A 12,983-nucleotide genomic window follows, 5' to 3' on the forward strand; every position below is an offset into this window, starting at 1 on the left:
GGTTAAAAAAGGGATAATAACGGGACCTATAATAAGAGATACCAAAAGCGCTATCCCACATGCACTCAGCAGCTTGAATAAGTAGCTGTCCAAACACCATACCTCCCGTTAAAACGAGGTTATAATCATAAAGCTGGTTCTAGCTGTGTAAATTACTTATAGAAATTTCGCATTTGACACAAAGTTAGTGGTACTCCAGCCTGCTGGCTTAAGTGATCGCAAGCTGTAAATTTGTATCAAGGCAAATTTGAACGCTATAATAGTTTATCTACCAGCACTTCCAGATTCATACCGCGTGAAGCCTTAAACAATACCGTATCATCCGCTTTCAATAACTCCTGCAAAAATGCCAGGCTGTCATCACGATGCGAAAAAGAGTGAATCTGTTCAGCATCCATACCAGCTTCGCATGCTCCCTGAGCTATTAATTCAGCTTTCTGACCAATGGTAACTAATATATCCACTCCATTAGCGGCTGCAGCCCGGCCCACTGATAAATGGCCTTCTTTCTCATATGATCCCAATTCATACATATCTCCCAGCACCGCAATCAAACGATGTGACTTGGCTAATGCTTTGCTGGTCTCAATAGCAGAAACCATAGAAACCGGATTGGCGTTATAAGTATCATTAATAAACAGGCCGCCCTTATCGCGATATATTAATTTCAAACGGTTGCCGCTGGGGTGATAGCTGATAATCCGCTTTGAATATCTTCAGGGTTTATCCCGAGAAGATACGCTAACGATGCACTGGCAATAATGTTGCTGGCAAGTTTGGCGGCAGGCACCGGAAAGAAAAAATCGCCTTCATATTGATCCAATAATCTCAATTTTAGTTTTTGACCAGATTCAGTCAAATGAGTTTCTAGAATTTGAAAATCACATTTTGTATTATAACCAAATGTTAATAAATTTCCTGTAATATCCCGGGCAGTTTTCAGCAGCAGTTCATCATCCCCGTTAATAAGAGCCATGCCTTTTGAACCCAGTGCGGGGAGGATTTCGCATTTTGCCCGGGCAATGTTTTCCAGGGTTAACATCGTTTCCAAATGTACTGGCAGGACATTGGTTATAACTGCATAAGTGGGCGATGATATAGCAGCCAGTCTGGCTATTTCTCCCGGACTGCTCATACCCAATTCGACAACCGCAATATCATGTTCCTTTTCCAATTGCAGCAAACTCAAGGGCAAACCTATATCATTATTGAAATTACCTTCAGTCTTTAAAACATTAAAACGGGTTCTCAAGCACGAGCTGATTATATCCTTGGTAGTAGTCTTGCCTACGCTTCCAGTTACCGCTATAACAGGAATAGAAAAAAGACGCCGGTAGGCTGCGGCCAGATCCTGCAAAGCCTTCAAAGTGTCCTCAACCTGAATCAGGGTCTGGTTTTCGCCTGGATGGTAAGTTTTTTCACTCCTAGAAACGATTGCGCCTGCAGCACTCTGTTCCAGAGCTTGATCAACAAACTCATGCGCGTCATATTTTTCGCCCTTCAATGCTATAAAAATATTATCCTTATTCACTTTGCGCGAATCAGTACATATACCGGAAACCATAATCCCAGAATTCCCGGAGATAATTCTGCCTCCTACCGCTTCACAGACAAAATCCAGACTTAGATTCACTTTTTTTTCATTCCTTTCAAGATTTCAGCCGCAATCTTACGATCATCAAAATCATATTTTATTCCTTTAACCAGCTGATAAGTCTCATGACCCTTGCCGGCAATAATAACCATATCGCCTTCACGGGCCAGATTAAGGGCATGATGGATTGCCTCCCGGCGATCAATAATTATGGCATAACGTGAATCAGGCACTTTTTCAAGCCCCGGTATAATATCATTAATGATTGCTTGCGGGTCCTCACTGCGCGGATTGTCTGAGGTTACCACGCAGAAATCAGCATATCTGGCGGCTACTTCGCCCATTAAGGGTCTTTTTGTACGATCTCGGTCTCCGCCGCAGCCAAAAAGGCATATCAGACGATTGGGGGTTATACTGCGAGCTGTACTAAGTATATTCTCCAGTCCATCTGGCGTGTGGGCATAATCGACAATTACACTGAATTTTTGCCCGCAGTTCACCGTTTCAAAACGTCCTGCCACACCCTCCACCTTTTCGAGAGCAGATTTGATTATATCTGTTTGAATTCCCTCTCCCAGGGCAAAACATATGGCAGCCAGAGCGTTATAGATGCTGAAAATGCCAATAAGCTTCATATTGATAATAAATTCGCCCTTGGTCCACTTAACCTTGAATGTGCTGCCTTTCATGCCGGTTTTAACATTTTCCGCCCTAACATCCGCATTTTTATTTATTCCATATGTATAACAATGATTAGCGCTGGCTTTAATAAACTCTTGCGCCGCACCATCATCACCGTTTACTACTGTAAAGTTGCTGTCTTTAACCGCAAGTCTATTAAACAGCTTTAGCTTCGACAGCAAATAATTATGCATAGTCTGGTGATAATCCAAGTGATCTTGCGTTAAGTTAGTAAATACCGCCGAATTAAAATCAATACCGTCTACGCGATAAAGATCCAGAGCATGAGAAGATACCTCCATAATCGCGTATTGTACTCCAGCTTGCAGGCTGGACAGCATAAACTCCTCCAACTCTGGCGCTTCCGGGGTAGTATGGCCCATTTCCGCTGCCTGGCTGCCAATCATACCATAAAGAGTGCCGATAATACTCGTTTTATATCCAGCTTCATCCAAAATGGCCTTGATCAAGTGGGTGGTAGTAGTCTTGCCATTAGTGCCTGTAACCCCTATAACCCTCAAAGCCCGGGAAGGATGTTGATAGAAATTACCTGCTGCAATTGCCAGAGCCTGGCGGGTGGATGATGTCAAACACAAGGCCGCTTCAGCTCTGACATCCACTTCTTTTTCCGCCAGTACTGCTGCCGCACCGTTTTGTATAGCCTGGTCAATAAACATATGTCCATCTGTTCTAAAACCGCTAATACATACAAATAGGAAGCCAGCCTTTACTTTCCTGGAATCATAGGTAATTCCAGTAATATCTATTTCAATATCGCCAGATTTTAAGCTGTATTCAATCCCTTTCATGAGTTCCAGCAGCTTCAGGCCCAATTCCCCCTCTCCGGCTAATCAGATGTAACATCAAAGCTGAACAGATTTATTCTCCCACCGGCTGAAATTTCACCCTAATAGAAGAACCCGCGCTTACTACTTTTCCCGCTTCAGGTTTTTGTTCACTGGCCAGGCCATATCCTTCTGGAATTAAGTGCAGCCCCAGATCTGATAGGATTACAGCCACTTCTTTTAAAGATTTCCCCTGCAGGTCAGGAATCGTTATTTGTTGTTCTTTATTGTTTTTGTTAAATGGCGATAGATGAATAATTACCTCCGAACCTGCGCTGACTGAACTTTGTGCTCGTGGAGTCTGTTGATAGACCATGTTCCCTTCTCCATCAATTTTAGCCTTTAGTCCACGCTGATTCAGCAATGACATAGCTTCTGCTTTGGAGCGGTTAATTAAATCAGGAACCAGTACAATATCAATTTTATCCTCTTCTTTACGGGCTTCCTCTTTCGCAGCAGGAACTTTAAGATAACGCATAACATCACCGGTAATTTCCCTAAATACCGGCGCTGCCACCCATCCGCCAAAATACGGGTAACCTTTGGGCGAATCCACCACTATCATGCATACCATTTTAGGGTCTTCGACCGGAGCGAATCCCACAAATGATGCTACGTAATCGGTTGTGGAATAACCGCCGGGGACAGGCTTTTGCGCAGTTCCAGTTTTGCCTCCGACAGGATATCCCGGGGTATATGCATTAGTTCCGGTACCATTGATAACTTCGCCCTCAAGTATAATACGCAGCTGCTGGGCGGTGCTTTCTGATATTACCCTCCTGATCTCCTGGGGCGGAAATTTCTTTATGATTTTGCCATTGTTGTCGACAATCTCTTTTACAACATGCGGTTTAATTAACTTGCCTCCATTTGCGACAGCCGCTACCGCTTGAACCAGCTGCAGCGAGGTTACCGCATTGGCCTGCCCCATGGCCATGGTAGCCAGGTCGATCTGCATTGCCGTTTTTTGTGGTACGAGAATGCCCTTAGCCTCTCCAGGCAAATCAATTCCCGTTGCTTGGCCAAATCCAAATGCTTTTAAATAACGGTAATATCTTTCCAGTCCGATGTTAAGTCCTACCTGAACAAAACCCACATTGCATGAGTTTTCTACTATTTGCGCAAAATTCTGGCTGCCATGCGCCTTGTTTTGAGCGCATCTAATTGTCTCAACACCCACCTTATAATAACCCGGGCAGTAGAACCTGCTTTGCGAGTTTACTACTCCTTCTTCCATGGCCATGGCTGCAGTTACAATTTTCATGGTTGAACCGGGTTCATAAGCATCATTTATAGCAAAATTTCTGCGGTTCTTGGCCGGATACTTGCTAAAATTATTGGGATCATAAGTGGGTCGTGAAGCCAGGGCCAGTATTTCTCCGTTCTTAGGGTCCATAATAATAACTGCTGCCGACCTGGCCTTGCGTTCTTTAAATACTTTATTAAGCTCTCTTTCAGCTATATACTGAATAGTCTGATCTATAGTCAAAATTAGATTGGCGCCTTCAACAGGTGGGATATACTTGTGAGTAGCTTCAGGGATGGGACGATTAGCGGCATCTTTCTCGACAACTATGCGTCCGTTTTTCCCTCCCACTAAATCGTTATAGTAAAAATCCACCCCTTCTAACCCCGTATTGTCTACCCCGGATATTCCTAAAACATGACTGGCCAAAGAACCATTAGGATATTGGCGATGACTTTCCTCGGCCAGCCTTATCCCGGGCAATTCTAAATTGCGTATTTGGCGCGCTTTGGCGGGTTCAATCTGCCGCTTGACCCATTCAAAAGAACTGGGCCTTTGTATTCGGCGCAGCAAGCTTTCTTCATTCAAGTCTAGTATTTGGGCCAATTTATGAGCAATTTCCCTGGCGCGGCCTGAATTTCTTACCTCTATGGGACAGGCGTATACGGAATCCGCGCTGACAGAAATAGCCAGTTCTTTGCCGTTACGGTCATAGATTATGCCTCTTTTTGCGGCCACTGGCACATCACGCATACGATTTTGCTCGGCCATTTTGGATAATTCCTGGCCTTTTATAAATTGAACCCAAAACAATCTGGTTCCCAGGAAAATGAATCCAAAGGATAATAATAAAAAAAGCGTTAATATACGCTTTCTAACCAGCAAACTTGTTGTTTGCATAATTAATTACACCTCATGTTATGAATTTATTATGGGCTTGGTTTCCTAAATACATTAAATTTGTCACCAGGTCGTGTCGAATTAACTGTCAACTGCGAAAGCTTAGGTTGTTATTTACTGTTAATTGGTTTTTTGGGCTAAAATCCTTAGATTTTTATATATACTGCGTAAGGTCTTATCCCCCATTTCAACCGGTTGCGCAGCCAAGTTTCGCCCTGCAACCTGCATTTTGGGCGGAGCTTCTATCGTAAACTGAAACTGATTCTTGGCAGGATACATACCCAGCTGGGTAGAAGCTATCATCTCTACCCTTTTTAAGGATGTCTGCTGGGCGATGCTATATTCGAGCTTATGGTTAGCTGCTTCTGTTTTTGCAATATCGTTTTGCAGCTGCACGATTTGATATCCTAATGTAGCGCTTTTGATGCAGAGAAATACGATCAACAAACCATAGGCAAATAGAAAAACACTCACCCTAACCAGCAGCGCTTTGTGAGGATTTACCTGTTTATATTTCTTCTTAACTCTTCTATATTGGCGATCATTTACATTGGCCGCAGGATTATGAAAATCGTCATCCCATTTCCGGGCAAGACTAGAGCCCGCCTGTACCATATTATTCTTCCTCCCCAAAAATTAGAACTATATTCGGCTGGCCACTCTCAGTTTGGCACTGCGTGCCCTTGGATTAATCTCACATTCGGCATCATCAGGCAGCAGAGCCTTTCTGTTTACCAGTTTAAGACGGGGTTTGTGTCCGCAGGTGCAAACCGGCAAACCCGGCGGACAAACGCAATCTTTGCTTTCCCGCTGTAAGAACTGTTTAACCAGACGGTCTTCCAAAGAATGAAACGTAATTACACATAATCGTCCGCCTGTTTGTAAGACATTTACAGCCTGAGGCAATACCTCTTCAATCGCTTCCAGTTCTCGGTTGACCTCTATCCTAATTGCTTGAAAAGTTTTTCGAGCTGGGTGCTTTTCCCGCCGGTAACTTTGCGGTACCGCTGATTTAATGATATCTGCTAATTGCATGGTAGTCTCAATGTGCTGCAATTCGCGATTCTTAACGATTGCCCTGGCGATACTGCGGGCATATTTTTCTTCACCATATTGATATATGATTCTGCGGAGATCTTCTTCACTATATTCATTAACCAACTCACGAGCACTATAATTTTGGGAACGATTCATACGCATGTCCAAGACTGCATCCTGGCGGAAACTAAAACCCCTTTCGGCATCATCTAATTGAAATGATGACACTCCAAGGTCTAACAATATGCCATCGACTTGCTCCCAGCCAATTTCTATAAGAATACTCTCTAAATATCTAAAATCCCCAAGTTTAAAAGTTACCCTGGGATCATTTATTTCCCCTGCGGTTCTCTCAAGTGTTTCCCGGTCACGGTCTATCGCTAAAATCCTGCCGTCATAGCTTAACTCTTGCAGTAACCTTTGAGGTGTCCCCCTCCTCCGGTTGTACAATCTACATAAAACCCATTACGGTCTGTTAGTAAATATTCAATCGTCCGGTTCAGCATCACCGGATGGTGCAAATGCGTCACCCCTATATCCCAAGATCAACAAGACTTTCAGCAATCTGTTCATAAGAAGAAGATGAATTCATAGTATAGGTCTCCCAGTTTTCTGCAGACCAAATCTCCACTCTGGTTCCAACTCCAATAATTATTATATCCTTATTGATATGAGCATAATCTCTCAAATTGGCGGGAAGTACAGTCCTGCCCTGCTTATCCAGTTCAAGTTCGGAAGCTCCCGACAAAAATATACGCATAAAGGACCTGACATCTGCTCTGGTAAATGGCAGAGAGCGCATCTTCTCTTCTATGTTGTGCCACTCCTCAGGCGGATAGACAAAAATGCAATTATCCAACCCCCGGGTAGCTATAAAACATTCCCCCAGTTGTTCACGAAATCGAGCTGGAATTATTATTCTGCCCTTAGCATCCAGCGAGTGCTGGTACTCTCCTAAAAACATTAATCCATTCCTCAAGAGTGATTTGTGGGATTATCCTCCACTATCAACCACATTACACCACATCTAATTCTACCCCTGCTTTCACATCCCTGCTTTGTGAAAAAAGTAACTTTCTATATATAGCTCATGTGGTAAATTATATCAGCCGCAGAAACCCGGATGAATATAGCTTCCGCGTCATTAGACCCGGAAATAGCCAAATTAAAATAATTCTAAGGTCCTAATTTGTCACTAGGATTATTTGAGAAGATTTAACCAAACAAAATGCCTGTCAGCTTTTCAGAGTTGACAGGCAAATGGGTTATCAACTGTATATAGGTTTTATAGCAAGGCAGTATTAATATGTGTAGGTGAAATCTCCGGAAAATACAGCGTCTCTGTCTCCTAACGGGGTTTTAACCTTGGCTGCACCATTCTTGATGCTTATGCTGGTTACCCGGTTGTCTTTAACTGTAATGCTTACTTCGCCAGTTACAGCAGACCAGGTTACTTGAGGATTAATTCCATCAAGGAATTTGATTACCGAAGCAGGCAGATTACCCTTAAATGAAATAACTCCGTCTTTTAAGGTTGCACTGGCTACAACGCCGGTTCCAGCAGCTTCAGGTCCATAGATGACTTCGGAGAACGGACATACGGCCGGAGTGGTTTCGGTTTTGCCAAGAGGACCGGAATCTCCAGCTATTTTCGATGCGGCAGTACCATCTTTAGCAATAGAAGCAGTAGCTTGTGCTCCTACTTTTACTATGCCGGCAACAGTCCCTGATACATTGATATTAGCCTTTACCGGGGCAAAATTAGCTACAACAGCCTTGACCAGATCAGCTGGAGTTGCAGCTGCTTTAGGAGCCTCTGTCTTAGGAGCCTCTGTTTTGGGGGCTTCTGTCTTAGGAGCCTCTGTTTTGGGAGCTTCTGTCTTCGGAGCTTCTACTTTCGGAGCTTCTGTCTTGGGAGCAGCTGCTGCTTCGCCCAAAATAACGGTGCGGGTATCATTATTCCAGTCAACCTTTACGCCCAGAGCGTCACCAACAGCGCGTACGGGTAAATATGTCGCACCATTATAAATTATTGGAGCCAAGGTATTGCCATTAGCATCTTTCGGAGTCCATGCATTTCCTTTAACTGTAAACTTAATATCGCTGGCCAGGCTGGCAGTTATATTCTGGACAGCAGGTCCTGCGACTGCGCCAGCTGTAAATGCAAACAGCATTACAACAGCTATTAACAACATCCATTTCTTTTTCATCTAATTATCCCCCTTAAATCTTTCAATTTTAATCTTTATGCGTGTTCAACCGGAACATCAAAAACCTGTTTAGGGGGTCTTCCCGTTGCAATCAGGACAATTAATGCCAGCACGATCACGCCAAGTGCATAATTCATGGTCGCGGCTTTTTTACTCACTTCCGGGGTCTGGAATACATACATTACGCTGCCCTTTGCCCCCTCGGGTTTACCCAGGAAGGTATCGGTCTTGGATGCATTTTCGGCCAAAGCTGATACAGTAGGCCCGATAGCCTGGAAAGTCTGAAGGCCGCCTGCAATAGCTTCTTTAGCCCCGCCAGCGCCCGTTCCTATCTTGCCTGCGCCATCAGTAAGTTTGTTAATTCCAGGAACCATTTTGTTGTCAATACTAGCCTGCATATAGGAGAGAGCATACATTATGCTTCCAGGTTTACCGTCTACCATAATTTTCATAGGCTGGCCATCCTTGTCGAGCATACCCACACCTATAATCATCATACCCAGACCGCTGTCTATCTTTTCTAATGCTGCCAGGGTAGCATTGCTTCCTTCCTCCAGGGCTTTTACACTGGCAGGGAATGGCATAGACCCTGTAGACGTAACCATGCTGCCGCCATCACGATAAGCCTTAATATTGGTGGCCATGTTGTTCAACTTGGGTTCAATGGTTTTGCTTATGATTGCTTGCTGAGGACCAGATACCTGATTCTTCAGGTAAACAATATCATTATAGAGTGTTGTGCTGGCCGAAGGTTCTTGTACCGCATCACCAGCTTTTCCTATGCTTTGTTCCATCATTCCCAGCACCATCTTCTGCAAGGCATAGGCCGGCAGAGCTCTGTCTTTTACGCCGTCCTTGAGCAGCCTTACTGCATCCTGGACACCAGGTTTGTTGCCTTTGGCATCAGCTCCAGTTGCCGCATTATAGGTGCTGGCATCAAAGGCAGAGTTGGATAACCCTCCGCGGATCATCTTCATTTTATCTACCAGGGTTCCCAAACCGCCGCTGACCTGTCCCAGACCATCTTTGATCGCATTTAATCCATAAAGGAGAGTTGCGTCTTGATTACGCGCTCCTATACCCTTCTGAATCTGGTCAAAACCATCATACAATTTTCCGAAGCTATCCTGTATTTTACCCAGAGAATCAATTTCGGAAGTAGTAGGCAGGATGGGAATAACCGCAATCTTGTAGCTGGGCAGCTCAATATCTTTAGCATCTGCTTCCAAGATGGTGTACTGTTTTGCCGGATATTTGGGCGGCACCAAAGGAACAGACCAGGTAACGCTGGTAGTGCCTTTTACATTGGCAATAACCCCCTGGGGTGATTCGCCAGCTTTGCCGGGAGCGACAATATTTCTAAACTTCTTATTGTCGAATTCCCAGCCAGAAAGGGATACTACAAAGGGTGTGAAAACTTCTGCTTCTTTAGTGTACTTGTTGCCTTTTGCATCAACCAATTCCAACTGCCGGGTTTCACCGGTGAGATTTTCCAGCTGGCACACAATTTTAAGGTGCCCGCTGCGGCCTGCTAATTTTGACGGAGCTATCTCCTGGTCATCCAGGTAATAATTAACCTTTACACCGACTGGCATTTTAATTTTGCCTATTTCTTCTTTCTCTAAAGCTGCCAGGTAGTATAAATCTTTAAACGTTCCTCCTGCGCTTGCGCCAGCCTGTACCCCTACATATCCATTACCTTTTTGAATCTTCTCAGAACTGTATAGGTTTCTTATCGAAGATAAACCGTAATTCATGCCGTCTTTAATTTCGGCTGGATAAGCGCCTGAGATCTTCAGGTTGTCCAGAACCTGAACGTTGCTTATCTGACTGCTGTCATCCAACTGGCAGACTACCAGTTCATCATCTTGAATAGCGCCTATGTTTTCACCCTGGGCTCCGGCCAAGGCAGCTGGCATGAGAATCAGGGACATGACCAACATACATACCAGATAGAACTTAAATCTGGATTTTTTAAGCAATTCTTTCTCCCCCCTTTCTTTACTTATTCACCGCCATGGCAATTCTCACCACTAACAATGACATCACCAGGCCGACCAATAGTGAAACCAGAACCCCCACTGCTGAAGGCAGAGCCTGGGTGGCCAGAGCCGTAGTATCGGATACATAAGTTCCATATACGGCCGCGAAATAGGAAGCCCAGCCAAGAAACATGGCATCCATACGCATACCGGTCACCGAAATTAAAACCATTAAAAACAGCGAAACCCCGCATACCATTGCCACGTAGACAAGGTTATCCGGGGGAAGCGGCAGTTTTTGCGCCATTATTACGATGCCGGCAAAAGCGACTACCACCCCTATAACCAAGGCAATAGCAGTTTTAAAGTAATCGCCAAAAGGACCAATAACGGCAAACATTGCTGTTGAAATTGCCGCAACATAAAATGCTTTGGCTCCTATGTAATCCTGTAATAATACAAACACAGCAAAAAACACTGCGACCAGGAGCCCAAGACCAATAGCTTTTTTCATAGATTCACCTCCTTCTGTCACAATTTTTCGACAATTGCCGGGAAGGAGCTGCGTTCATTGCTGCGATGTTAAATAACAATATTAATAATCAATAATATGTGGAACATTACTTTGACATGACGATGGTTTCTCTCAATAAATTACGAAGGTGTGCATCTTATTTGTTTTAGGAATAATAAGGGCGATGTCCCACCAGCGAGCCAATCGCCCCTTTATCAATTACAGACTATAAAGCTGCTGCTCCTCTAGAAACATGATTCCTTTTTGCTTAAATATACTGCGCGTTTTGTCCATATCCTCCACTTTAATTATCACCAGGGCATCATTGCCCGATGTTCCAAGAAAGGCATAAAGATACTCAATATTAAGATTATCCTCGGACATCTGTTCCAGCACCGTGGCCAGTCCTCCAGGCGAATCAGGGACTTGTACTGCTACCACTTCCGTTTCACTTACTGTAAAACCGGCTTCTTTGAGAACTTGGTACGCTTTATCCGGATCATTGACAATTACCCTGAGTATGCCAAAATCAGAGGTATCTGCAATAGACAGAGCACGGATATTAATATCAGCGTCTCCTAGAGTTCTGGTCACACTTGCCAGACGCCCGGCTTTATTCTCCAGGAAAACCGAAATCTGTTTGGCCATGCTTTCCCTCCTTAAATATTTCTCTTATCAATCACTCTTTTAGCCTTGCCTTCACTTCTTTCGATGGATTTGGGTTCAACCAGTCTGACCCTGGTCGCAACTCCTAAAGCACTTTCCAGTTCCTTATTTATTAATGCTCCTAATTCTTCTAGCTTCTTAACTTCATCACTGAAAATCTGTTCTGATACTTCCACTTGAACTTCCAGCTGATCCAGGTTGCCTTTGCGGTCAACCACCAATAAATAATGCGGTTCAACTCCCGGAATATTCAATAAGACGCTTTCAACCATAGACGGAAATACGTTTACACCGCGGATAATTACCATATCATCCGAACGTCCCAAAACTTTTTGCATACGCACATGAGTTCTGCCGCAATCACAGGCAATACGATTAAGGCTTGTCAAATCACGTGTACGATAGCGCAATAACGGCAGTGCTTCCTTAGTAACACTGGTTATAACCAGTTCACCGTGCTGCCCGTCTTCCAGCACTTCTTCAGTGATGGGATCGATTATTTCTGCTATAAAATGATCCTCTGCAATATGCAGCCCTTTCTTGAAGGGACATTCAATGGCCACACCAGGGCCAATTATCTCGCTAAGTCCATAAATATCAAATGCGTCAATTTCTAATTTGTTTTCTATTTCCCGGCGCATATTTTCAGACCAGGGTTCAGCTCCAAATACCCCTGATTTTAATTTTAAATCAGATGGCTTTATCCCCATCTCATCCATAACTTCGTACATAAACAGAGCATAGGAAGGAGTACAGGTTAATACCGTACTGCCAAAATCCTGCATCAACATTATCTGTCTCTTGGTATTACCACCAGAGGTAGGTATTACTGAAGCTCCTATCTTTTCAGCTCCATAATGAATACCCAGGCCTCCCGTAAAAAGACCATAACCGTAAGAATTCTGTATTACCGAATGCTTGCTGGCTCCTGCACTCACCAGTGCCCGTGCCATAAGTTCCGCCCAGGTATCTATGTCTTTTTTTGAATAACCTACCACAGTAGGTTTACCGGTAGTTCCCGATGAGGAGTGAATGCGGACTACTTCACTCATAGGCAAAGCAAATAAACCAAAAGGGTAATTGTTGCGCAAATCTTGTTTGGTGGTAAATGGTAGTTTTTTGATATCCTCCAGTGAATTGATATCATCGGGCTTGATACCGATATCATCCATTTTTTCTTTATAAGCAGGCACAAAAGCATAAACCCGGTAAACTGTCTCTTTAAGTCTCCTTAACTGCAGTTTTTCCAGTTCTTCTCTGGGCATACACTCTTTTTCCTGATCCCAATAGTTCACTTATTCTACCTC

Annotated in this window: 11 protein-coding genes and 1 pseudogene; all 12 read right to left on the reverse strand. The window is 44.0% G+C overall.

Translation table 11 applies throughout. The annotated features are described in order from the left end of the window. Positions 1–254 precede the first annotated feature (254 nt). The 12 genes and pseudogenes from JCM14374_RS13050 to JCM14374_RS05545 all read right to left on the reverse strand — a co-directional run bounded on the left by JCM14374_RS13050 (position 255) and on the right by JCM14374_RS05545 (position 12,971). Positions 255–671 carry a glutamate ligase domain-containing protein gene (locus JCM14374_RS13050; protein ID WP_172674162.1) on the reverse strand — a complete coding sequence of 139 codons (417 nt, stop codon included), beginning with the start codon at positions 669–671 and terminating at the stop codon, positions 255–257. Continuing rightward, complete coding sequence (locus tag JCM14374_RS05495) at positions 668–1,633, reverse strand: UDP-N-acetylmuramoyl-tripeptide--D-alanyl-D-alanine ligase (RefSeq protein ID WP_083453887.1); 966 nt, start codon at positions 1,631–1,633, stop codon at positions 668–670. Before JCM14374_RS05495 ends, JCM14374_RS13050 begins: the two co-directional genes overlap by 4 nt. Then, positions 1,630–3,108: a UDP-N-acetylmuramoyl-L-alanyl-D-glutamate--2,6-diaminopimelate ligase gene (locus JCM14374_RS05500; RefSeq protein WP_369397307.1), complete on the reverse strand. Its 1,479-nt coding sequence runs from the start codon at positions 3,106–3,108 to the stop codon at positions 1,630–1,632. Before JCM14374_RS05500 ends, JCM14374_RS05495 begins: the two co-directional genes overlap by 4 nt. Before the next feature lie 46 nt (positions 3,109–3,154). After that, a complete protein-coding gene (locus JCM14374_RS05505) occupies positions 3,155–5,266 on the reverse strand; it encodes a stage V sporulation protein D (RefSeq protein WP_054694531.1) in 2,112 nt (703 codons plus the stop codon). Positions 5,267–5,386: 120 nt separating this feature from the next. After that, the gene (locus tag JCM14374_RS05510) at positions 5,387–5,881 is read right to left on the reverse strand and encodes a hypothetical protein (protein WP_054694535.1); all 495 of its coding nucleotides are present in this window, start codon (positions 5,879–5,881) and stop codon (positions 5,387–5,389) included. A gap of 27 nt (positions 5,882–5,908) precedes the next feature. Then, positions 5,909–6,834 (reverse strand): annotated as a pseudogene (rsmH, locus tag JCM14374_RS05515) (16S rRNA (cytosine(1402)-N(4))-methyltransferase RsmH). A gap of 2 nt (positions 6,835–6,836) precedes the next feature. Further along, on the reverse strand, positions 6,837–7,268 hold the full coding sequence (gene mraZ / locus JCM14374_RS05520; protein WP_054694538.1) for a division/cell wall cluster transcriptional repressor MraZ: 432 nt from the start codon (positions 7,266–7,268) through the stop codon (positions 6,837–6,839). A gap of 337 nt (positions 7,269–7,605) precedes the next feature. Beyond that, the gene (locus JCM14374_RS13870) at positions 7,606–8,514 is read right to left on the reverse strand and encodes a stalk domain-containing protein (RefSeq protein ID WP_054694541.1); all 909 of its coding nucleotides are present in this window, start codon (positions 8,512–8,514) and stop codon (positions 7,606–7,608) included. Positions 8,515–8,549: 35 nt separating this feature from the next. Further along, positions 8,550–10,496, reverse strand: coding sequence for a hypothetical protein (locus JCM14374_RS05530; protein WP_054694544.1), 1,947 nt, complete (start codon positions 10,494–10,496; stop codon positions 8,550–8,552). A gap of 19 nt (positions 10,497–10,515) precedes the next feature. Continuing rightward, positions 10,516–11,010 carry a DUF1097 family protein gene (locus JCM14374_RS05535; RefSeq protein ID WP_054694547.1) on the reverse strand — a complete coding sequence of 165 codons (495 nt, stop codon included), beginning with the start codon at positions 11,008–11,010 and terminating at the stop codon, positions 10,516–10,518. A gap of 219 nt (positions 11,011–11,229) precedes the next feature. Then, positions 11,230–11,658: an ACT domain-containing protein gene (locus tag JCM14374_RS05540; RefSeq protein WP_054694551.1), complete on the reverse strand. Its 429-nt coding sequence runs from the start codon at positions 11,656–11,658 to the stop codon at positions 11,230–11,232. Positions 11,659–11,669: 11 nt separating this feature from the next. Next, complete coding sequence (locus JCM14374_RS05545; RefSeq protein ID WP_054694554.1) at positions 11,670–12,971, reverse strand: phenylacetate--CoA ligase family protein; 1,302 nt, start codon at positions 12,969–12,971, stop codon at positions 11,670–11,672. Positions 12,972–12,983 lie beyond the last annotated feature (12 nt).

The sequence above is a fragment of the Syntrophomonas palmitatica JCM 14374 genome (genome assembly GCF_001311885.1).
GTDB lineage: Bacteria > Bacillota > Syntrophomonadia > Syntrophomonadales > Syntrophomonadaceae > Syntrophomonas_A > Syntrophomonas_A palmitatica.